General features: G+C 71.3%; 16 protein-coding genes. 7 read left to right on the forward strand and 9 right to left on the reverse strand.

What is annotated here, in order from left to right; genetic code table 11:
* Positions 1-22: 22 nt before the first annotated feature.
* Entirely contained in the window at positions 23-3184 is a 3162-nt protein-coding gene (ileS, locus tag AB0E02_RS21210) for an isoleucine--tRNA ligase (protein ID WP_362141554.1), read from the reverse strand.
* A 657-nt stretch (positions 3185-3841) separates the two neighbouring features.
* Between ileS and AB0E02_RS21215 the strand changes: the two genes are divergently transcribed.
* From AB0E02_RS21215 to AB0E02_RS21230, 4 genes are all read left to right on the forward strand, one after another.
* Complete coding sequence (locus tag AB0E02_RS21215; RefSeq protein ID WP_362141556.1) at positions 3842-4570, forward strand: TraR/DksA C4-type zinc finger protein; 729 nt, start codon at positions 3842-3844, stop codon at positions 4568-4570.
* Between the two features lie 128 nt (positions 4571-4698).
* Positions 4699-5304: a signal peptidase II gene (gene lspA, locus AB0E02_RS21220; RefSeq protein ID WP_362141558.1), complete on the forward strand. Its 606-nt coding sequence runs from the start codon at positions 4699-4701 to the stop codon at positions 5302-5304.
* A gap of 73 nt (positions 5305-5377) precedes the next feature.
* On the forward strand, positions 5378-6319 hold the full coding sequence (locus AB0E02_RS21225; protein WP_362141560.1) for an RluA family pseudouridine synthase: 942 nt from the start codon (positions 5378-5380) through the stop codon (positions 6317-6319).
* A gap of 130 nt (positions 6320-6449) precedes the next feature.
* On the forward strand, positions 6450-8042 hold the full coding sequence (locus AB0E02_RS21230) for a Na+/H+ antiporter (protein WP_362141562.1): 1593 nt from the start codon (positions 6450-6452) through the stop codon (positions 8040-8042).
* Positions 8043-8063: 21 nt separating this feature from the next.
* Here AB0E02_RS21230 and AB0E02_RS21235 read toward each other — a convergent pair whose 3' ends face one another.
* Complete coding sequence (locus AB0E02_RS21235; RefSeq protein ID WP_362141661.1) at positions 8064-9134, reverse strand: mechanosensitive ion channel domain-containing protein; 1071 nt, start codon at positions 9132-9134, stop codon at positions 8064-8066.
* 110 nt (positions 9135-9244) lie between these two features.
* On the opposite strand from AB0E02_RS21235, the gene AB0E02_RS21240 reads away from it, so the two are divergent.
* Complete coding sequence (locus AB0E02_RS21240) at positions 9245-9850, forward strand: dienelactone hydrolase family protein (protein WP_362141564.1); 606 nt, start codon at positions 9245-9247, stop codon at positions 9848-9850.
* Between the two features lie 45 nt (positions 9851-9895).
* Here the strand turns inward: AB0E02_RS21240 and AB0E02_RS21245 are convergent, their stop codons facing one another.
* The 6 genes from AB0E02_RS21245 to AB0E02_RS21270 form a co-directional block, all read right to left on the reverse strand.
* On the reverse strand, positions 9896-11539 hold the full coding sequence (locus tag AB0E02_RS21245; RefSeq protein WP_362141566.1) for an alkaline phosphatase D family protein: 1644 nt from the start codon (positions 11537-11539) through the stop codon (positions 9896-9898).
* Positions 11540-11629: 90 nt separating this feature from the next.
* Positions 11630-12580: a thioredoxin domain-containing protein gene (locus tag AB0E02_RS21250; RefSeq protein WP_362141568.1), complete on the reverse strand. Its 951-nt coding sequence runs from the start codon at positions 12578-12580 to the stop codon at positions 11630-11632.
* A 43-nt stretch (positions 12581-12623) separates the two neighbouring features.
* Positions 12624-13337 carry a hypothetical protein gene (locus AB0E02_RS21255; protein ID WP_362141570.1) on the reverse strand — a complete coding sequence of 238 codons (714 nt, stop codon included), beginning with the start codon at positions 13335-13337 and terminating at the stop codon, positions 12624-12626.
* A gap of 102 nt (positions 13338-13439) precedes the next feature.
* On the reverse strand, positions 13440-14306 hold the full coding sequence (locus AB0E02_RS21260) for a thioredoxin domain-containing protein (RefSeq protein ID WP_362141572.1): 867 nt from the start codon (positions 14304-14306) through the stop codon (positions 13440-13442).
* A 117-nt stretch (positions 14307-14423) separates the two neighbouring features.
* Entirely contained in the window at positions 14424-15083 is a 660-nt protein-coding gene (locus AB0E02_RS21265) for a hypothetical protein (protein WP_362141573.1), read from the reverse strand.
* A 102-nt stretch (positions 15084-15185) separates the two neighbouring features.
* Positions 15186-16541 (reverse strand): DUF2252 domain-containing protein, encoded by a 1356-nt coding sequence (locus AB0E02_RS21270; RefSeq protein WP_362141575.1) that lies wholly within the window; start codon positions 16539-16541, stop codon positions 15186-15188.
* 220 nt (positions 16542-16761) lie between these two features.
* Between AB0E02_RS21270 and dnaE the strand changes: the two genes are divergently transcribed.
* Complete coding sequence (dnaE, locus tag AB0E02_RS21275; RefSeq protein ID WP_362141577.1) at positions 16762-20304, forward strand: DNA polymerase III subunit alpha; 3543 nt, start codon at positions 16762-16764, stop codon at positions 20302-20304.
* A 69-nt stretch (positions 20305-20373) separates the two neighbouring features.
* Here dnaE and AB0E02_RS21280 read toward each other — a convergent pair whose 3' ends face one another.
* Positions 20374-20541: a hypothetical protein gene (locus AB0E02_RS21280; RefSeq protein WP_362141579.1), complete on the reverse strand. Its 168-nt coding sequence runs from the start codon at positions 20539-20541 to the stop codon at positions 20374-20376.
* A gap of 276 nt (positions 20542-20817) precedes the next feature.
* On the opposite strand from AB0E02_RS21280, the gene AB0E02_RS21285 reads away from it, so the two are divergent.
* Positions 20818-22107 (forward strand): NYN domain-containing protein, encoded by a 1290-nt coding sequence (locus AB0E02_RS21285; RefSeq protein WP_362141581.1) that lies wholly within the window; start codon positions 20818-20820, stop codon positions 22105-22107.
* Positions 22108-22159: the final 52 nt, after the last annotated feature.

The raw sequence follows: 22159 nt of genomic DNA on the forward strand, positions 1-22159 counted from the left end.
AGGGGAGATCGGGCCTCGCGGATTACGCCTTACGGAGGTGGAACGTCAGTGCCAGTGCCTCGTCGGTGAAGGCCGGGCCGTACCCGCCGTCCGGCTCGCCGGGGGCGAAGTCCGTGGCGAGGACCTCCTCGGCGATCAGGCCGGCGTGCTCGGCCAGGGCCGTACGGACCTCCTCGTCGGACGACGCCCAGCGCAGCGCGATCCGGTCGGCGACGTCCAGACCGCTGTTCTTCCGGGCCTCCTGGATCAGCCGGATCGCGTCCCGGGCCAGACCGGCCCGGCGCAGCTCGGGGGTGATCTCCAGGTCCAGGGCGACCGTGGCGCCCGCGTCGGAGGCCACCGACCAGCCCTCGCGGGGGGTTTCGGTGATGATGACCTCGTCCGGGGTGAGGGAGACGGTCTCGCCGTCGACCTCGACGCTCGCCGTGCCCTCCCGGAGCGCGAGCGAGAGCGCCGCGGCGTCCGCGCCGGCGATCGCCTTGGCGACCGCCTGGACGCCCTTGCCGAACCGCTTGCCCAGCGCACGGAAGTTGGCCTTCGCGGTGGTGTCGACGAGCGAGCCGCCGCCCCCTCGACCAGAGGAAGATTCTGCGAGGGATGCCAGCGAGCTGACGTTCAGCTCCTCGGCGATCTGGGCGCGCAGGTCCTCGGGCAGCCCGGCGAAGCCGTGGGCCGCGACCAGCGCGCGGGACAGCGGCTGGCGGGTCTTCACACCGGACTCGGCACGGGTCGCCCGGCCCAGCTCGACCAGCCGGCGGACCAGCGCCATCTGGGCGGAGAGCGCCGGGTCGATCAGCGACTGCTCGGCGACCGGCCAGCTGGAGAGGTGGACGGAGTCCGGGGCGTCCGGGGTGACCGGGGCGACCAGGTCCTGCCAGACCCGCTCGGTGATGAACGGGGTGAGCGGCGCCATCAGGCGGGTGACCGTCTCGATGACCTCGTGGAGGGTGCGCAGCGCGGCCGCGTCGCCCTGCCAGAAGCGGCGGCGCGAGCGGCGGACGTACCAGTTGGACAGGTCGTCGACGAAGGTGGACAGCAGCTTGCCGGCGCGCTGGGTGTCGAAGGACTCCAGGGACTCGGTGACCTGCGCGACGAGGGTGTTCAGTTCACCGAGCAGCCAGCGGTCCAGCAGTGGCCGCTCGGCCGGGGCCGGGTCGGACGCGGACGGCGCCCACCGGGACGTCCGGGCGTACAGCGCCTGGAAGGCGACGGTGTTCCAGTACGTCAGCAGGGTCTTGCGGACGACTTCCTGGATGGTGTTGTGGCCCACCCGGCGGGCGGCCCACGGCGAACCGCCGGCCGCCATGAACCAGCGGACCGCGTCCGCGCCGTGCTGGTCCATGAGCGGGATCGGCTGGAGGATGTTGCCCAGGTGCTTGGACATCTTCCGGCCGTCCTCGGCGAGGATGTGGCCGAGGCAGACCACGTTCTCGTACGACGACTTGTCGAAGACCAGGGTGCCGACGGCCATCAGCGTGTAGAACCAGCCGCGGGTCTGGTCGATGGCCTCCGAGATGAACTGCGCCGGGTAGCGCTTCTCGAAGAGCTCCTTGTTGCGGTACGGGTAGCCCCACTGCGCGAACGGCATCGAGCCGGAGTCGTACCAGGCGTCGATGACCTCCGGGACGCGGACCGCGGTGTGGGCGCAGCCCTCCTCGGGGCAGCCGAAGGTGATCGCGTCGATGAACGGGCGGTGCGGGTCCAGGCCCGACTGGTCGGTGCCGGTCAGCTCGGTCAGCTCGGTGAGCGAGCCGACGCAGGTGAGGTGGTCGTCCTCGCAGCGCCAGATGGGCAGCGGGGTGCCCCAGTAGCGGTTGCGGGACAGCGCCCAGTCGATGTTGTTGCTCAGCCAGTCACCGAACCGCCCGTGCTTGACCGACTCGGGGAACCAGCTGGTGTTCTCGTTCTCCCGGAGGAGGGCGTCCTTGATCGCGGTGGTGCGGATGTACCACGACGGCTGGGCGTAGTAGAGCAGTGCGGTGTGGCAGCGCCAGCAGTGCGGGTAGCTGTGCTCGTAGGCGATGTGCTTGAAGAGCAGGCCGCGGGCGTCCAGGTCGGCCACCAGCGTGCCGTCGGCCTTCTTGAAGAACTGGCCGCCGACCAGCGGGAGTTCGTCCTCGAAGGTGCCGTCGGCGCGGACCGGGTTGACGACCGGGAGGCCGTACGCCTTGCAGGTCTTGAGGTCGTCCTCACCGAAGGCCGGGGCCTGGTGGACCAGACCCGTGCCGTCGTCGGTGGTGACGTACTCGGCGTTGACGACGAAGTTGGCGCCGTCCAGCTCGACCAGGGAGAACGGGCGCTCGTAGGACCAGCGCTCCATCTCGCGGCCGGTGAAGGACTGGCCGGTGGGCTCCCAGCCCTCGCCCAGCGCCTTCTCCAGCAGGGGTTCGGCGACGACCAGCTTCTCCGTGCCGTCGGTGGCGACGACGTAGGTGACGTCCGGGTGCGCGGCGGCGGCGACGTTGGAGACCAGGGTCCAGGGGGTCGTCGTCCAGACCAGGAGCGCGGCCTCGCCGGCCAGCGGGCCGGAGGTCAGCGGGAGGCGGACGTAGACCGAGGGGTCGACGACGGTTTCGTAGCCCTGCGCCAGCTCGTGGTCCGACAGGCCGGTGCCGCAGCGCGGGCACCACGGGGCGACGCGGTGGTCCTGAACCAGCAGGCCCTTGGTGAAGATCTGCTTCAGCGACCACCACACCGACTCGATGTAGTCGGGGTCCATGGTGCGGTACGGGTTGTCGAGGTCGGTCCAGTAGCCCATCCGCGTGGTGAGCTCGGCGAAGGCGTCGGTGTGCCGGGTCACCGATGCGCGGCACTTGGCGTTGAACTCGGCGATGCCGTACGCCTCGATGTCCTTCTTGCCGTTGAAGCCCAGCTCCTTCTCCACGGCCAGCTCGACCGGGAGGCCGTGGCAGTCCCAGCCGGCCTTGCGGTCGACGTGGTAGCCCTGCATCGTGCGGAACCGGGGGAAGACGTCCTTGAAGACGCGGGCCTCGATGTGGTGCGCGCCGGGCATGCCGTTGGCTGTCGGGGGGCCCTCGTAGAAGACCCACTCGGGCCGGCCCTCGGACTGCTGGAGGGTACGGGCGAAGACCTTCTGCTCCTGCCAGAAATCGAGCACGGCGTGCTCAAGGGCGGGCAGGTCTACCTGGGCGGGTACCTGGCGGTACAAGGGCTGCTCACTCATCGGGGGCTTCCTCCGGCGGACAACATCTGCTGCTTCTCCGTCCGGAGGGACGAGAGCCCTGGCTCCCGCGGTACCACCCTCCTTGGCGGTGCACGCTGCACCGCCCCCTCATTGGGGTCGCGCTGCCGGTTCTACTCGCCCTGGGTGGCCCGGGGTCCAGCGGGCCACACCCACTGTCCGAGCCCGTGGGCCACGCCCACTGTCCAGAGCTTTCTTCCGGCGGCTCCGGGGTGATCTTCACGCCGCGCACGCCCCCGGGCTTCCACCGTCCCCGGGTCGCTGCTGGCTGCGTACGGCGCTACTCGTCCCATCACTGCCTCTCGCTGGGCCCAGTGTACGGGGCGCCACCGACAGCGGCCGACCGGATTTCCGGCGGGGGCGTACGGGGGCGGGCGCGGGGTTCGGTACGGAGTGCCGGCGGTGGCGCGGAACGGGGGCGCGCGACCGGGCCGTGACCCGAATGGCCAGCGGCCGGGTGCCGGACGGCCAAGCGGATTACCGGGCGGGCAGCGGGGCACAACCGAGGCAGACCGGACTTCCGGGCCGGGTGGCAGGACCCGATGGGGCGGTGCGTCCCGTTGCCGCGTGCTCTGTGGCGATTTATCGTTCCCGTCACGATTCGCGAATAAAAGTCACATATGTGAAGGGGTCGCGGCCATGGTGGCGAAGAAGACCGCCGCGGAGAAGAGCACGACGCCTGCCGGCGAGGCCGTCGCGAAGCAGCCCGCACCGAAGAACAGCACTCCGAAGAAGGCCGCTCCGAAGAAGGCGGCCGCCCGGAAGACGACGGCCACGAAGACCACGGCCACGAAGACCACGGCCAAGAAGACGGCGGCCGCGAAGACCGCGAAGCGGGCTCCGGCCACGAAGGCCGCGGTGCCCGCGAAGAAGACGGGAGCCAAGACGGTGGTGGCGAAGAAGACGGCGGCCGCGACGGCCGGGGAGCACGGCAACGACTCCGCGGTGCCCGTGGCCCGGACGGCCGCGGCGCCCGGCGAGCTCGCGGTCCGGCCCGGCGAGGACCCCTGGACGGCCGCCGAGGTCGGCGAGGCCCGGTCGGAACTGATGGAGGAGGTCGGGCGGCTGCGGCTGGAGATCACCTCCGCCGAGGACGCCATCGCCGGGCTGATGCGCGACTCCGGCGACGGCGCCGGTGACGACGAGGCGGACACCGGCAGCAAGAACATCACCCGTGAACACGAGCTCGCGCTCGCCTCCAACGCCCGCGAGATGCTCCACCAGACCGAGCGGGCCCTCGGCCGGCTGGACGCGGGCACCTACGGGCTGTGCGAGAACTGCGGCAACCCCATCGGCAAGGCACGGATGCAGGCATTCCCCCGGGCGACGCTGTGCGTGGAGTGCAAGCAGAAGCAGGAGCGCCGCTGAGCCGGCGCCCTCGGACCGGTCGTCGTGGGCGGCCCCCGGACCGCCCGCGCCCGTACGTGTGTGCCGTACTCTCGTGGTTCAGCCAGGCACGGCCTGGCCGCGGACACGACGGGCTGAGGGACTCACACGTGGCAGAGGCGGAACGCATCACCGGCACGCCGGAACCCGAGCCGGGTACCGGAGCGGATTCCCCAGTGGATCCCGCAGCGGACGCACCGGCGGAGGCGGAGCAGCGGGGCGCCGGCCGCGGCAAGCGGCGGATCGCCGCGCTGCTGCTGGTGGCGTGCGTGGTCTACCTGCTCGACCTGGGAAGCAAGCTGCTGGTCGTGGCCAAGCTGGAGAACCACGAGCCGATCCAGGTGATCGGCACGCTGCTGCAGTTCAGTGTGATCCGCAACCGCGGCGCCGCCTTCAGCATCGGCGAGGCGCTGACCATCTTCCTGACGATCATCGCGGCGGCCGTGATCCTGGTCATCGCCCGGGTCGCCCGCAAGCTCTACAGCCTGCCCTGGGCCATCGCCCTCGGGCTGCTGCTCGGCGGCGCCTTCGGCAACCTCACCGACCGGATCTTCCGCTCGCCGGGCGTCTTCGAGGGCGCCGTGGTCGACTTCATCGCCCCCGCGCACTTCGCCGTCTTCAACCTCGCCGATTCCGCCATCGTCTGCGGCGGCATCCTGATCGTGATCCTCTCGTTCCGGGGGCTGGACCCCGACGGGACGCTCCACAAGGACTGACCTCAGCAGGGGTCGGGGTCCGGGCCCCCGGCCGCCGGGCAGGACACCATGGGGCAACTGCCATACTCGTGGGGTGAGCACGCTTCCCGAGATCCGCACCCTGCCCGTACCGGACGGCCTGGAGGGCGAGCGCGTCGACGCCGCGCTGGCCCGGATGTTCGGCTTCTCCCGTACGAAGGCGGCCGAGCTGGCCGCCGCCGGAAAGGTCCGGGTCGACGGGTCCGAGGTGATGAAGTCCGAGCGGGTGCGCGGCGGTGCCTGGCTGGAGGTCGAGATGCCGCAGGCCGCGGCGCCCGTGGAGATCGTGCCCGAGCCCGTCGAGGGCATGGAGATCGTGCATGACGACGACGACATCGTCGTGATCGTCAAGCCGGTGGGCGTGGCCGCGCACCCCAGCCCCGGCTGGACCGGCACCACCGTCATCGGCGGACTGGCCGCGGCCGGCTACCGCATCTCCACCTCCGGTGCCGCCGAGCGCCAGGGCATCGTGCACCGCCTCGACGTCGGCACCTCCGGTCTGATGGTGGTCGCCAAGTCCGAGCGGGCGTACACGTCCCTCAAGCGGCAGTTCAAGGAGCGCGTCCCCGACAAGCGCTACCACGCCCTGGTCCAGGGCCACCCGGACCCGATGAGCGGCACCATCGACGCCCCCATCGGCCGGCACCCGCAGCACGACTACAAGTGGGCGGTCACCGCCGAGGGCAAGCCGTCGGTCACGCACTACGACCTGATCGAGGCGTTCCGCGCGGCCAGCCTGCTGGACATCAAGCTGGAGACCGGCCGCACCCACCAGATCCGGGTGCACATGGCCGCCCACCGCCACCCCTGCGTCGGCGACCTCACCTACGGCGCGGACCCCACCCTCGCCAAGCGGCTGGGCGTCGGCCGGCAGTGGCTGCACGCGGTCCGCCTCGGCTTCGAGCACCCCTCCGACGGCAGCTGGGTCGAGTTCGCGTCCGCCTACCCGGACGACCTCCAGCACGCCCTGGACACCGTGCGGGACGAGAGCAGCTGACCGGGCCGCGTGACGGCGCGCGGCCGGCGGAACGCGGCGCCGCGCGGACCGGCACGGCGGTCAACCTCGGCGGGCATGGCACCCTTGGTCGGAAAGTGATCGAATCCGACCGCTTCGGAGCGTAGCCACCGTGGATCAGCTGGCTCTGCTGTTCGTCCTTCTGCTCGGAGCCGTGGTGATGGTTCCGGTCGGCGACCGGCTGGGACTGCCGTCACCGGTGCTGATGACCCTGGCCGGGGCCGTCCTGGCGCTGCTGCCGTTCGTCCCCAACGTCGAGGTACCGCCCGAGTTCATCCTGCCCGTGGTGCTGCCGCCGCTGCTCTACGCGGCCGTGCAGCGCACGTCCTGGCGGCAGTTCACCGCCAACCTCCGGCCGATCTTCCTGCTCGCCGTCGCGCTGGTCTTCGCCACCACGGCCGCGGTGGCCGCGGTCGCCCAGGCGGTGGTGCCCGGGATGCCGGTGGCTGCCGCGGTGGTGCTCGGCGCGCTGGTCGCCCCGCCCGACCCGGTGGCCGCGACCGCGGTCGCCGGCAAACTCGGGCTGCCCCGCCGGATGGTCTCCATCCTGGAGGGCGAGGGCCTCTTCAACGACGTCACCGCGATCGTGCTCTACCACGTCGCGCTCGCCGCGGTGGTCAGCGGCAGCTTCTCGGTGCCCGGCGCGCTCGGCTCCCTGGTCCTGTCCGCCGTCGTGGCCATAGCGGTCGGTCTGGCGATCGGCTGGGTGACCAACAAGCTGATGGGCCTGCTCGGCGACCCCACGCTGCAGATCGGGCTGACGCTGCTGGTGCCGTTCGTGGCGTACGTGCTCGCCGAGGAGTTCCGCGGCTCCGGGGTGCTGGCGGTGCTGACCTGTGCGCTCTTCCTCGCCGAGTACGCGGTCGACCCGGACGACGTGATGGGCCGGCTCGCCGGTTACACCTTCTGGGAGGTGGTCGACACCCTCGTCACCGGTGTGGCCTTCGGGCTGATCGGCCTGGAGCTGCACAACATCTTCGGGGCCGCCGCACACCGCTGGGGCCAGCTGATCGGCGCCGGCGCCGCGGTCGTGGCGGTCGTCGTCGGCGTGCGCCTGCTGTGGCTGCTGCCCGCCGCCTGGCTGGCGAAGCGGATGCACAAGCGCCGCGACTACGACGAGGACATCCCGATGAGCTGGCGCGAGACGCTCATCATGTGGTGGTCGGGGATGCGCGGGGTGGCCTCGGTGGCGCTGGCGCTGGCCATTCCGTTCGGCGTGGACGGCGGGCCGTTCCCGGCCCGGAACGACATCCTCTTCATCGCGTTCGCGGTGGTCCTCGCCACCCTCCTCGTCCAGGGTCTGACGCTGCCCTGGCTCGTGCGCAGGCTGCGGGTGCGGGCCGACACCGATGCCGTGGACGCCCTGGAGCGGGAGCTGGCGGTCCGGGTGATCAAGGCGTCCAAGCGGCGGCTGAAGGAGATCATGGAGGTCGAGGAGCTGCCCGACGAGGTCAGCGACCAGCTCTCCCGCCGGGCCTTCGACATCGGCGCCCGGATCGCGCCGGACATCGTCGACGACGAGCGGCGCGACCTCTTCGAGAAGCGGATCAGCCGGCTGAAGAAGGTGCAGCGCATCCAGGGCGAGATGCTCTCGGCGGCCCGCCACGAGGTGCTGGCCGCGCGCAGCGAACCGGGCGCCGACCCGGAGATCGTCGACCGGGTGCTGCGCCACCTGGACATGCGCAGTCTGCGCGGCGCGCCCTGAGACGCCCCCGGGCCCCCGGGGTCAGTCGCGCGTGCGGCCCGCGTCCGGCGGCCCGTCCAGCTCCGCCGGTGCCGTGCTGATCCGCGGCAGCGCGTAGGCGTGCTCGGTCCGCAGCCATTCGAGCATCCGCTCGCGGACCTCGCAGCGCACGGACCAGATCGCGTCCGCGTCCCGGGCGGTGACCAGCGCCCGCACCAGGATCGTGGTCGGCGTGGTGTCGGTGACCACCAGGCTCCAGGAACGGCCGTCCCAGTCCGCGCACTCCTGGAGGACCTCCAGCAGGTGCTGCCGCATCTTCTCCACCGGCGCGCTGTGGTCGAGGTGGAAGAAGACCGTGCCGGTCATCTGGGCGCCGCCGCGCGACCAGTTCTCGAAGGGCTTGCCGGTGAAGTACGACACCGGCATGGTGATCCGCCGCTCGTCCCAGGTCCGCACGGTCAGGAAGGTCAGGGTGATCTCCTCGACGGTGCCCCATTCGCCGTCCACCACGACCGTGTCGCCGATCCGCACCATGTCGCCGAAGGCGATCTGCAGCCCGGCGAAGAGGTTGCCGAGGGTGGACTGGGCGGCGATACCGGCGACGATGCCCAGCAGCCCGGCGGACGCCAGCATGGATGTGCCGACCGTCCGCATCTCCGGGAACGTCAGCAGCATCGAGGCGGCCGCGACGACGGTCACCACCGCCGTCACCACCCGCTGGATCAGCGTCACCTGGGTACGCACCCGCCGCACCCGCGCCACGTCCCGGGCACTCGCCGCGTAGCGGGAGTACGACGACTCCACTATCGCCGCCGCGGCACGGATGGCCAGCCAGGCGGTGGCCGCGATCAGCACCAGGCTGAGCGTCTGGCCGATCCCCGCCTCGTGGTTCTCGACGGTCTTCAGCCCGGTCTCGTCGTACGCGCCGCGCAGCAGGGCCGCGCACAGCGCCACCTGCAGCGGTATCCGGCAGCGCCGCAGCAGCCCCCACAGGGGGGTCTCGGGGTGCGCGGCGTCCACCCGGCGCAGGGCCCGGTCGGCGAGCCACACCAGGACGAGCGTGATGACGACGGAGCCGCCCAGGACGGCGATGGGGCGCAGCACGTCCTCCACGGACACGGATTCCTCCTCGGCTGGGATGCGCTGTCTGTGCGGGTACCCGGTCCTGCCGACCGTAACTGGCAGGATGGAAGGAGAGCGATCCGATCAAGGGAAGTGATGCAGTGCCGGCCACCAGCGAGCCCGCGACCAGCGGCGTTTTGACGATTGTGCTGTTCCACTCGGTGTGCGGGCTGCGCCCCGCGGTGCACGCGGCCGCCGACCGGCTGCGCGCCGCGGGACACGAGGTGATCGTCCCCGACCTGTTCGACGGGCGGACCGCCGACTCCGTGCCGGACGGCATCCTGATCAAGGACGAGATCGGCAAGGAGGAGCTGCTCAAGCGCGCCATCACGGCCGTCGCCCCGTACTCCGAGCGCGGTCTGGTCTACGCCGGGTTCTCCTTCGGCGGCGCGGTCGCCCAGAACCTCGCGCTGGGCGACGAGAAGGCCCGCGGGCTGCTGCTGATGCACGGCACCTCGGACATCGCCGAGGGCGCGGCCGTCGACGAGCTGCCGGTGCAGCTGCACGTCGCCGACCCCGACCCGTTCGAGCCGCACGACTGGCTGACCGCCTGGTACCTGCAGATGCGCCGGGCCGGCGCGGACGTGGAGGTCTTCCGCTACGCCGGCGCCGGCCACCTCTTCACCGACCCCGACCTGCCGGACTACGACGCGGAGGCGGCGGAGAGCGCCTGGAAGGTGGCGCTGGGGTTCCTGGCGGACATCTGAGGACTGCGGGCCAGGAGGGGCGCCCCCTGGCCCGCCGTCCCGGTCCTAGCCCGCCGGCCGGTCCGCCCGCTCGATCTGCTGGGTGCCGCTGCGGGTGCGGTAGGAGCGCAGCAGGCTGCTGGTCGCGTTCGGGTCGGTCTTGTCGGAGATGCCGTAGTAGTCCATCTGGGTGCGCTCGGCCTGGACGTCCAGGACCCCGTAGCCGTGCGAGTCCATGTCCAGCCACTTCACGTGCCGGTTGGCGGCCCGGATGGCGGCGACCCCGGCCAGCGAGACGGTGTGCGGGGCGACGTGCAGGAAGTCGTCGACGTTGTCTGAGGTGACGGAGGTGACCACGAACTCCGTCGCCACCGGCCGGGTGGCGGGGTAGGTCGCCGCCTTCAGCGGGACGTCGTTGGCCCAGGCCATGTGGATGTCGCCGGTCAGGAAGACGGTGTTGTCGATCCCGCGGTCGCTGAGGTGGCCGAGCAGTTCGCGCCGGTCGTCGGTGTAGCCGTCCCACTGGTCGGTGTTGATCGCCAGGCCCTCCTTGGGTATCCCGAGGATCTCGGCGAGCGGGCCGAGCAGATGCGCCGGTATGGAGCCGAAGGCGACCTGGGAGACCATCACCGAGGTGCCGACCAGCCGCCAGGCGGTGTCGGAGCGTTCGAGACCGGCCTTGAGCCAGTCCAGCTGGGCCCGCCCGGTGATCGTCCGGCCCGGGTCGTCGACCGCGCCGCTGCCCGGTGCCGCCTGCTGGTCGCGGAACGACCGCAGGTCCAGCAGGTGAAGGTCGGCGAGGTTGCCGAAGCGCAGCCGGCGGTAGGTGGTCCCGGCGACGGACGGCCGCACCGGCATCCACTCGAAGTACGCCTGCTTCGCCGCGGCCATCCGGGCGGACCAGGAACCCTCGGTGTCCGGCTGGTGGTTGACCGCACCGCCCTTCCAGGCGTTGTCGGCGAACTCGTGGTCGTCCCAGATGGCGATGACCGGGTGGGTGGCGTGCATCGCGAGCGCGTCCGGGTCGGTCTTGTGGACGCCGTGCCGGATGCGGTAGTCGGCGAGGGTGAGCAGTTCGTGGGCGGGGGAGTGCGGACGCACGACGTACTTGAAGTCCGGGTACTCGCCGGACTTGTACTCGTAGAGGTAGTCGCCGAGGTGCAGCACCGCGTCCAGCTCGGTGCGGGCCGCCAGGTGCCGGTAGGGCGAGAAGTACCCGGATTCCCAGTTGGCGCAGGAGACCACGCCGAAGCGGACGTTGCCCGGCGCGGCGTCGTGCGCGGGGGCGGTGCGGGTGCGGCCGACGGGGGAGTGCTGCCCGCCGGCGGTGAAGCGGTAGTAGTAGGTGGTGGCCGGCCGCAGGCCGCGGACGTCCGCCTTGACGGTGTGGTCGTGGGCCGCCGAGGTGGTCACCTTCCCCCGGGCGACGGCCGTGCCGAAGCCCTTGTCGGCGGACACCTCCCAGGCCACCTCCGTGGCCGGGCCGCGGCCGGAGCCCGGCGTGGCCGACGGGGCCGGGGTGACCCGGGTCCACAGCAGTACGCCGTCCGGCAGCGGGTCCCCCGAAGCGACCCCGTGCTGGAAGAACGAGCCCTGGCCCGGGCCCTGTTGAGCGTGGGCGGCGGTGGCACCGGCGAGCGGCAGGAGGGCGGCGGTGGCGGCGACGGCCGTGACGGCGGTGCGGCGCGAGATCTGGTCGTGATCGGTCACGGGCGATCACCCTACTGGCCGGTAGAGCGTCAACGGGAGGGCGGTGCAAGGGAATTACCGGAATTCGCCCTCCCGTCGTCGGACGTCCGCTCAGTGGGAGCCGGTGGGGTCCTTCTCGCCCTCGCGGATGCCCTTTCCACCGCTCTTGCCGGAATCCCCGCCGGGGTTCTTGCCGGCGTCCGCCCCGGCGCCCGCGCCCTTCGCCGGGCCGAACTCCTTGTCGATCATCTTCTCGAAGGCGGCCTTCGCCAGCCGGTCGTACTGCGCCTGTGTCATCCGCGGGTCCTGCGGGATCTGGGGCATCACCAGCTTCTTGTCGCCGTGCATGAACGTCGGCGTGCCCTTGACGCCCTTGCGGCCGAACAGCGCGGTCATGTCCATCGCCCAGCGGTCGTAGGTGCCCTTCTTGACCGCCGTCTCGAACGCCTTGTTGTTCTTCAGCTCCGGCACGTCGGCCGCGACCTTGAGCAGCTCGGAGTCCTTGGCGTAGAGGTCCTCGCGCTCGTCCGGGTGGTACTTCCCCGAGTACAGCGCGGACTTGTACTTCAAGAACGCCTCGGGGCTGACATCGAGCGCGGCGCCCAGCGCGCTCAGCGCGTTCTTGGAGCCCTCGCCGCCCTGCATCCCGTCGATGAAGGTGTACATCGTGAAGCGGACCTTGTAGCGGCCGTCGTGGAGGTCCTTCAGGAGCGCCGAGCCGCTGCTCTGCTCGAAGGCCGCGCACGCCGGACAGCGGACGTCCTCGAAGACCTCCATGGTCTCCTTGGCCTTCGGGTCGCCTATCAGGATCTCGGTGTGGTCCTTGCCCTGGGTGTGCGCCGGGGCGACCTGCCGGGCCTCCTTGGCGGCCTCCCAGCCGGTCGGCTCGTTGGCCTTGACGACGGCGAAGCCGATCCCGCCGGCCACCGCGAGCACGCCGACCACGGCGCCGGCCACGATCAGCTGCCGGCGCAGCCGCTCCTTCTTCTTCTGCCGCTCGCGCTCGGCGCGGATGCGCTCGCGGGCCGCCTGCTTGTTGCCCTGGCTGTTGCGGTTGCTCATGTGGGGGTCCCCTCGAAGGTGGTGTGGTGGTGCGTACGGAAGGTCAGACGGCGGCCGGGCGGGGCGGGCCGCGGCGCCGGACGCAGTGCACGAGGAGGGGGAGCGGACGGGCCGGCGGCAGCGGGCGCGGCGGACGGACCCGGCGGCGGGGCGGGAGCAGGGCCGCCGCGGTCACCGCGGCCGCGGTCCGCAGCGGGCGGAAGGTGGCGGCCGCCGCGGCGCGCAGCAGCGCGTCCAGAGCGGCGTCCCCGCGGTGCAGCCAGCCGGCGGCGAGCAGGCCGACCGTGAGGTGGGCGGCCATCAGCAGCCAGGGCGCGGCGGCCGGTACGGCCGGCGGCAGCGGACCGCCCGGGTGGACCGCCAGCCGGGCCAGCGGGGTGCCCCACTCGCCGCCCCGGCACAGCAGATCGACGCCCACCGAGCGCAGCGCACCGGCGAGCGGCCCGCCGGCCGGGCCGTAACAGGTGTGCTGCCCGGTGGTGAAGACGGTGTCGGCGGCCAGCTCCAGCGGCACCAGCAGCCCGGCCACGGACCGGTAGCCGCGCTCCCGGCCGGTCAGCGGATAGGCCGCGGCGAAGACCCCGGCGCAGATCGCGGCGACCGCGGCGGGCGGCAACGGGGCGTGTGAGAGCAGCACATGGGAGGCCGTGGACAGGGTGGTGCACAGGGCGGTGAACAGCGCCGCCCGCACCACCCTGAGCTGAACCGCCGGTGCACCCGCCGGCCGGGCGCCCGGGCGCACTCCCGTCGCCTGCACGGTCGGGAGTCTGCCATGTGCACGGCATCCGGCCGGGTCAAGATTTGGCATCGGCCGGCGTGCGGACCGCACGCCGGCCGGGAAACACCACAGACCGTCAGGTCAGTGCTTGAGCTCCTTGTCGACCATCGAGTTGAAGGCCGCGACGGTGGACGGCGCCACCTTGCCCTGCGGGCTGTCCGTGCCGATGACGGTGTCGTTGACCTTCAGGGTCGGGGTGCTGGTGACGTCCTTGTGGGAGTTGAACTCGGTGGACATCTCCAGCGCCCACCGGTCGTACGTCCCGGCCTTGACGGCCTTCTGGAACGCCGCGTTGCCCTTCAGGGCCGGGATGGTGTCGGCGACCTTGATCAGGTAGCTGTCGTCGGCGAACTTGTCCGGCCCGGTCTCCTCCGGGTGGAACTCCTTCGAGTACAGCGCGTACTTGTACTTCAGGAAGGCGTCCGGGCTGACGTTGAGCGCGGCGCCCAGCGCGGACAGCGCGTTCTTGGAGCCGGTGCCCTTGAGGTTGGCGTCGAGGAACGTGCCGAGGTGGTACTCCGCCTTGTACCGGCCGTCCTTGATGTCCTTCTCGACGGTCGCGCCGACGTTCTGCTCGAAGGCCGCGCAGCCCGGGCAGCGCGGGTCCTCGAAGAGGCCGAGGGTGTTCTTGGCGTCCGGCTTGCCGACGACGACGGTCGTGCCGTTGGCGCCGGTGGTGTTCGCGGGCTTGACCAGCTTGGCCTTGGCGGCCTTCGCCCAGGCCTTGCTGTCGCCCGCACTGGCCGCGGCGTCGCCGCCGGAGGAGCTGCCGCCCCCCGAGGTGGCGACCGCGACCCCGATGCCGCCGGCGATCGCCAGCACGCCGACGATCGCGCCGCCGACGATCAGCTGCCGGCGCATCCGGTCCTTCTTCGCCTGCCGCTCGCGCTCGGCGCGCAGTCGCTCGCGGGCTGCCTGCTTGTTGGCCTGGCTGTTGCGGTTGCTCATGACTTCCTGCTCCGTGGGGTCCGTGGGACGGGTGTGCGTGCTGCGGGAGGCGTACGCGGCGCGGGTGAGCGTACGCGTACGGCGCGGCCGGGCCGCGCGGGCCGGGGAGAACCGGCCTCAGGCGGCGAGCACGCAGGGCGGCCCGCGGCGCACGACGCAGTGCACGAGCAGCGGGACGGCGCGGGCCCGCGGCCCGGCCCGTACGGAGGCGGGGACCGGGCGGGGCCGGGCGGCCGTGGCGCCGATGACCGCGACCGCGATCAGCAGCGGGCGGAACGCGACCGCGCAGACCGCGCCGAGCAGCTGGGCCAGCGCGGCCTCGCCGCGGCGCAGCCAGCCGGCCGCCAGCAGCCCGACGGCCAGGTGCGCCGCGAGCAGCAGCAGCCAGGCCGAGGCGGGCACGGAAGGCTCGTCGGTCAGCCGCAGGAAGGGGGCGCCCACGCTCCCCCCGCCGCAGAGCAGGTCCACCCCGAGCGAGCGCAGCGGGCCGGCCACCGGGCCGCCCGCCGCGCCGTAGCAGGCGTGCTGACCGAGGCTGAAGACCAGGTCGGCGGCGAGTTCCAGGGGCAGCAGCAGCGCCGCGATCCGCCAGTAGCCGCGCTCCCGGCCGGCCAGCGCGTAGGCGAGCGCGAAGACGGCGGCGCAGAGCGCGGCGACGGTGGTGAGTGGGAGCGGCATCCGGGACAGCAGCACGTGGGAGCCCGCGGACAGCGTCACGCACAGCGCCGTGAAGAGCGCCGCGCGCAGTGCCCGCAGGTGTGCCGCCGAGATGTCCATCGTTGCCGAGTGTGCCATGCGCGGGGATAAGCGGCGCCTAAGGGGAGCGGCCCAGGGGACAGGTCCCGACCAGGCATGATCGGGACCCGTCCGCTCCGCCGGCTATGCCTCCGTCAGGCCCGGGATCCGGCCGTTGCGGAAGAGGTCGACGAAGATCTGGTGGTCGGCGCGGGCCCGGGCGCCGTAGGAGTGCGCGAAGTCCACCAGCAGCGGGGCGAAGCCGTCCTCGTCGGCGGCGATCGCCGCGTCGATGGCCCGCTCGGTCGAGAACGGGACCAGCGAGTGGCCGCTCTCGTCGTCCGCCGCGGCGTGCATCGTGGCCGTGGCGCGGCCCAGGTCGGCGACGACCGCGGCGATCTCCTCCGGGTCGTCGATGTCCGACCAGTCCAGGTCGACCGCGTACGGCGAGATCTCGGCGACCAGCTGGCCGGTGCGGCGCCCGTCCTCCTCGATCTGGGTCCAGCCCAGCCACGGGTCGGCGTGGTCCTGCAGGGCGCGCTGGGAGATGACCGTGCGGTGGCCCTCGTGCTCGAAATAGCCGCGGACCGCGGGGTCGGTGAGGTGCCGCGAGACGGCCGGGGTCTGCGCCTGCTTCATGTAGATCACGACGTCGTTCTCCAGGGCGTCGCTGTTGCCCTCCAGGAGGATGTTGTACGACGGCAGGCCGGCCGACCCGATGCCGATCCCGCGCCGGCCCACCACGTCCTTGACCCGGTAGGAGTCCGGCCGGCCCAGGCTCGACTCCGGCAGCGTCTCCAGATAGCCGTCGAACGCGGCGAGCACCTTGTAGCGGGTCGCCGCGTCCAGCTCGACGCTGCCGCCGCCCGCGGCGAACCGCCGCTCGAAGTCGCGGATCTCGGTCATCGAGTCCAGCAGCGCGAAGCGGGTCAGCGACCGGGCGTCGCGCAGCGCGTCCAGCAGCGGGCCCTCGGCGGTGTCCAGGCTGAAGGGCGGCACCTCGTCGGTCTTCGCGCCGGACGCCAGCGCGTGGATCCGCTCCCGGTAGGCACCGGCGTATATCCGCACCAGGTGGGTGATCTGCTCGTCACTGAGCGCCTTGGCGTAGCCGATCAGCGCGACCGAGGCGGCGAACCGCTTGAGGTCCCAGGTGAACGGGCCGACATACGCCTCGTCGAAGTCGTTGACGTTGAAGATCAGCCGGCCGGTGGCGTCCATGTACGTGCCGAAGTTCTCGGCGTGCAGATCGCCGTGGATCCACACCCGGCCGGTGCGCTCGTCCAGGTACGGGCCGCGGTCCGCGCCGTCCGCCAGGTCCCGGTAGAACAGGCAGGCCGTGCCCCGGTAGAAGGCGAACGCGGAGGCGGCCATCTTCCGGAATTTCACCCGGAATGCCGCGGGGTCGGCGGCGAGCAGCTCTCCGAAGGCGGTGTCGAAGACGGCGAGGATCTCCTCGCCGCGCTGCGCGGCGTCCTGCGCCGGGGCGTACTGGGACGGCATCGCTGGGTGCCTCCTGAGGTGCGGAAAACAAGGGCGGAGAGCCGGAACTGACCGTGTGGGGGACACCCCCGGGCATGGCCGGGGGAGGGTCTGCCGGGACATCTGCCGGGACAACGGCCGAGGCTACCCACGAGTGCCCCGCGAGTGTCAGTGGGGAGTCGTAGACTTCGAGACCGTTCCGTCCACCAGTCGCCCACTTGTCTTCCGGAGGTCCCGCGCCGTGGCCAAGCCGCCGTTCACGCACCTGCACGTGCACACCCAGTACTCCCTGCTGGACGGTGCGGCGCGGTTGTCGGACATGTTCAAGGCGGCCAACGAGATGGGCATGTCGCACATCGCGATGTCCGACCACGGCAACCTCCACGGCGCCTACGACTTCTTCCACTCCGCCCAGAAGGCCGGGGTCACGCCGATCATCGGCATCGAGGCGTACGTCGCCCCCGAGTCGCGGCGCAACAAGCGCAAGATCCAGTGGGGTCAGCCGCACCAGAAGCGCGACGACGTCTCCGGTTCCGGTGGTTACACCCACAAGACCATCTGGGCGGCGGACAAGACCGGTCTGCACAACCTCTTCCGGCTGTCCTCGGACGCGTATCAGGAGGGCTGGCTGCAGAAGTGGCCGCGGATGGACAAGGAGACCATCGCGCAGTGGTCCGAGGGCCTGATCGCGTCCACCGGCTGCCCGTCGGGCGAGCTGCAGACCCGGCTGCGGCTGGGGCAGTACGAGGAGGCCCGCAAGGCCGCCGCCGAGTACCAGGACATCTTCGGCAAGGACCGGTACTTCCTGGAGCTGATGGACCACGGCATCGAGATCGAGCGCCGGGTCCGCGACGACCTGCTGAAGATCGGCAAGGAACTCGGCATCCCGCCCCTGGTGACCAACGACTCGCACTACACCTACGCCCACGAGTCCGCGGCGCACGACGCCCTGCTGTGCATCCAGACCGGAAAGAACCTCTCCGACCCGGACCGCTTCCGCTTCGACGGCACCGGTTACTACCTGAAGTCCACCGAGGAGATGTACGCCATCGACTCCTCGGACGCCTGGCAGCAGGGATGTGACAACACCCGGCTGGTCGCCGACCAGATCGACACCACCGGGATGTTCGAGAAGCGCGACCTGATGCCGAAGTTCGACATCCCGGAGGGCTTCACCGAGGTCACCTGGTTCCAGGAGGAGGTCCGGCGCGGCATGGCCCGCCGCTTCCCGGGCGGCATCCCCGAGGACCGCCAGAAGCAGGCCGAGTACGAGATGGACGTCATCATCCAGATGGGGTTCCCGGGCTACTTCCTCGTGGTCGCCGACTTCATCATGTGGGCCAAGAACAACGGCATCGCGGTCGGCCCCGGCCGTGGTTCCGCGGCCGGTTCGATCGTGGCGTACGCCCTGGGCATCACCGACCTCGACCCGATCGAGCACGGGCTGATCTTCGAGCGGTTCCTCAACCCCGAGCGCGTGTCCATGCCCGATGTCGACATCGACTTCGACGAGCGCAGGCGCGTCGAGGTGATCAGGTACGTCACCGAGAAGTACGGCGCCGACAAGGTCGCCATGATCGGCACCTACGGCAAGATCAAGGCCAAGAACGCCATCAAGGACTCCGCCCGCGTCCTCGGCTACCCGTACGCCATGGGCGACCGCCTCACCAAGGCCATGCCCGCCGACGTCCTCGGCAAGGGCATCGACCTCGACGGCATCACCAACCCCTCGCACCCCCGGTACAACGAAGCCGGCGAGATCCGCGGGATGTACGAGAACGAACCGGACGTGAAGAAGGTCATCGACACCGCCAAGGGCGTCGAGGGCCTGGTCCGGCAGATGGGTGTGCACGCGGCCGGCGTGATCATGTCCAGCGAGCCGATCGTCGACCACGCCCCGATCTGGGTGCGGCACACCGACGGCGTGACGATCACGCAGTGGGACTACCCCCAGTGCGAGTCGCTCGGCCTGCTGAAGATGGACTTCCTGGGCCTGCGCAACCTCACCATCATGGACGACGCCGTCAAGATGGTGAAGAAGAACAAGGGCGTCGACCTGGAGCTGCTCTCCGTTCCGCTGGACGACCCCAAGACGTACGAGATGCTCTGCCGCGGTGACACCCTCGGCGTCTTCCAGTTCGACGGCGGCCCGATGCGGTCGCTGCTGCGGCTGATGAAGCCCGACAACTTCGAGGACATTTCCGCCGTCTCGGCCCTGTACCGCCCGGGCCCGATGGGCATGGACTCGCACACCAACTACGCGCTGCGCAAGAACGGCCTCCAGGAGATCACCCCGATCCACCCGGAGCTGGAGGAGCCGCTCAAGGAGGTCCTCGGCCTCACCTACGGCCTGATCGTCTACCAGGAGCAGGTGCAGAAGGCCGCCCAGATCATCGCCGGGTACTCCCTCGGCGAGGCCGACATCCTCCGCCGCGTCATGGGCAAGAAGAAGCCCGAGGAGCTGGCGAAGAACTTCGTGCTCTTCCAGGAGGGTGCGAAGAAGAAGGGCTTCTCCGACCAGGCGATCCAGGCGCTGTGGGACGTCCTGGTCCCGTTCGCCGGCTACGCCTTCAACAAGGCGCACTCCTCCGCGTACGGCCTGGTCACGTACTGGACCGCGTACCTCAAGGCGAACTACCCGGCCGAGTACATGTCCGCGCTGCTGACGTCCGTGCGCGACGACAAGGACAAGTCGGCGGTCTATCTGAACGAGTGCCGCCGCATGGGCATCAAGGTGCTGCCGCCGAACGTCAACGAGTCCGAGGCCAACTTCGCGGCCCAGGGCGACGACGTCATCCTCTTCGGCCTCACCGCGGTCCGTAACGTCGGCCAGAACGTCGTCGATTCGATCATCCGCTGCCGCAAGGCCAAGGGGAAGTACGCCTCGTTCCCGGACTACCTCGACAAGGTCGACGCGGTGGTCTGCAACAAGCGCACCACCGAATCGCTGATCAAGGCCGGTGCCTTCGACGAGCTGGGCCACACCCGCAAGGGCCTGACGGCGCACTACGAATCGATGATCGACAACGTCGTCCAGGTCAAGCGCAAGGAGGCCGAGGGCCAGTTCGACCTGTTCGGCGGCATGGGCGACGACTCCACCGACGACGGCCCCGGTTTCGGCCTGGACGTGGAGTTCTCCGAGGACGAGTGGGACAAGGCCTATCTGCTCGCCCAGGAGCGCGAGATGCTCGGTCTGTACGTCTCCGACCATCCGCTCTTCGGCCTGGAGCACGTGCTGTCCGACAAGGCCGACGCCGCCATCTCCCAGCTCACCGGCGGCGACTACTCCGACGGCTCGATCGTCACCATCGGCGGCATCATCTCCGGCCTCCAGCGCAAGATGACCAAGCAGGGCAACGCCTGGGCGATCGCCACCGTCGAGGACCTCGCCGGCTCCATCGACTGCATGTTCTTCCCGGCCACCTACCAGCTGGTGTCCACCCAACTCGTCGAGGACACCGTGGTGTTCGTCAAGGGCCGCCTCGACAAGCGCGAGGACATCCCGCGGCTGGTCGCCATGGAGATGATGGTCCCCGACCTCTCCGAGGCCGGCACCAACGCCCCCGTGACCATCACCATCCCGACGGTCAAGGTCACCCCGCCGATGGTCGAGAAGCTCGGTGAGGTGCTCAGCAGCCACCGTGGCTCCACCGAGGTGCGGATCAAGCTCCAGGGCGCCCGCAAGACCACGGTGCTCCGGCTGGACCGGCACCGGGTCACCCCCGACCCGTCGCTCTTCGGCGACCTCAAGGTGCTGCTCGGCCCGTCCTGCCTGGCCGGCTGACCGGACGCCGGTGCACCCGAGGGGCGCGTCCCGCCGTGGACGCGCCCCTCAATTCGTCTGTCCTACACGTCAGTTGTGGCCGAACCGGCGCTCGCGGTTCTTGCGGGCGAGATCCCCCGGGGTGGCGGTGACCGACTTCGTCTGGGCCTCCATGGACGACTTCTGAGCCGCCTGCCGGCCGCGCTCCGCCGGGCCGGCGGCCTTCTGACTGCGGTCCTGTTTCTTGTCCTTGGCCATGACCGTTGCCTCCTGAGGGGGAATCTGGGATCGGGGCCGCGACCAGACTTACACGCCGGACAGAACCCTGCATTTCGGGCAATTACCCTCTGTAATGCGGACGATCACGCGCTGTACCCGAGATCCCCGCCGAATCCGCCACGCCGATGATCCAGTTCCGGCAGATAACGCCCGTACGGTCGGGCAGACTCGAAGGAAAGCCGAAGGAAAAACTCGTGCCACGGGCCGAGCCGGGGGGCGACCGGACTTTCAGCACCTCAGGGAAGAGGGTGGAACGTGGATCGCTGCGTCGTCCTGGTGGACGCCGGATACTTGCTCGGCGCCGCCGCGAGCCTGCTCGCCGGAGAGCCCGCCCGTTCCCGGATCACCGTCGATCACGCCGCCCTCATCCAGGGCCTGCGCCAGCGCGCCGAGGCGGACACCGAACGCCCGCTGCTGCGCATCTACTGGTTCGACGGCGCCCCCGACCGCGTCCCGCAGCCCGAGCACCGCCGGCTGCGCGTGATGCCCCGGGTCACCGTCCGGCTGGGCGCCCTGACCCGCAGCGACGGCCGCTGGGCGCAGAAGGGGGTGGACGCCGCCATGCACGCCGAACTGACCGAACTCGCCCGTAACCGCGCCTGCTCCGACATCGTCCTGGTCACCGGCGACGGCGATCTGCTGCCCGGCCTGATGTCCGCGAAGGAACACGGCGTCGCCGTCCACCTCTGGGCCGTCCAGGCCGCCGACGGCGACTACAACCAGTCCGAGGACCTGGTCGCCGAGGCCGACGAGCGCCGCGTCCTCGACCGCACCTGGATCACCCGCGCGGTGCGCGCCAAGGAACTCGGCGGCCCCTGCGCACCCCCGCCCGCCCCGCGCCCCGAGATCGCCGCGATCCTCTCCGCGCCGCTGCCCGAGTCCGCGGTCGCCGCCGCGGCGGCCGCCGCCTCGTCCTCCGGCCCGGACCAGGCCGACGGCAGCCACCCGCGCACCTCCGCCAACGGCGTGGCCCGCCCGGCCGCCGGCGCCGACGGCGACCAGCCCGCCGCCGGCGAATCCGGCGGCAACGGCAGCCGGGCCGTGCCCACCCCCAAGGACCTGGCCGGTCTCGGCCGCGACCGGGCGGCCGGCCAGAGCGCCGGGCAGCCCGCCGCCGCGGCCGGCGCCACCCTGCGTTGGTCGTCCGACAAGGGCTGGGTCGAGCGCGGCGGCCCGGTCGGCGAACCGGACGCGACCGCCGGCCTGCCCACCCTCGCCCAGCTGACCAGCGCCGAACAGCGCTGGGCCGACCGCGAGGAGGACATCACCGCGGTCAGCGGCGACCCCTTCGAGGTCGGCCAGGTCTTCGCCCGCCGCTGGACCGAGCGGCTCTCCGACGCGGTCCACCTCCAGCAGCTGTCGACCGAGTACCCGCGCATCCCGCACCGGATCGACGGGGAACTGCTGCGCTACGCCGCCCGGTTCGGCCTGCTCGCCCACAAGGACGACCAGATCGACGAGCACGACCGCTATGCGATCCGGGCCGGCTTCTGGCGCGAGGTCGACCTGCGCACCGCCGCGGGACACGCCCCCGTCGGGGACTGACCCCGCCGTCCGGCACCCCGCCACGGTGCCCCGCGGACCGGTGGCGGGCCCG

It is taken from the genome of Streptomyces sp. NPDC048196 (assembly GCF_040652715.1).
In the GTDB taxonomy this organism is placed as follows: Bacteria; Actinomycetota; Actinomycetes; order Streptomycetales; family Streptomycetaceae; genus Streptomyces; species Streptomyces siderophoricus.

Excerpts from the sequence above, each read along its gene's own strand:
- ileS (WP_362141554.1), bottom strand. The coding sequence starts at position 3,184 with ATGAGTGAGCAGCCCTTGTACCGCCAGGTACCCGCCCAGGTAGACCTG.
- AB0E02_RS21215 (WP_362141556.1), top strand. The coding sequence starts at position 3,842 with ATGGTGGCGAAGAAGACCGCCGCGGAGAAGAGCACGACGCCTGCCGGC.
- AB0E02_RS21250 (WP_362141568.1), bottom strand. The coding sequence starts at position 12,580 with ATGAGCAACCGCAACAGCCAGGGCAACAAGCAGGCGGCCCGCGAGCGC.
- AB0E02_RS21260 (WP_362141572.1), bottom strand. The coding sequence starts at position 14,306 with ATGAGCAACCGCAACAGCCAGGCCAACAAGCAGGCAGCCCGCGAGCGA.
- AB0E02_RS21265 (WP_362141573.1), bottom strand. The coding sequence starts at position 15,083 with ATGGACATCTCGGCGGCACACCTGCGGGCACTGCGCGCGGCGCTCTTC.
- AB0E02_RS21270 (WP_362141575.1), bottom strand. The coding sequence starts at position 16,541 with ATGCCGTCCCAGTACGCCCCGGCGCAGGACGCCGCGCAGCGCGGCGAG.
- AB0E02_RS21280 (WP_362141579.1), bottom strand. The coding sequence starts at position 20,541 with ATGGCCAAGGACAAGAAACAGGACCGCAGTCAGAAGGCCGCCGGCCCG.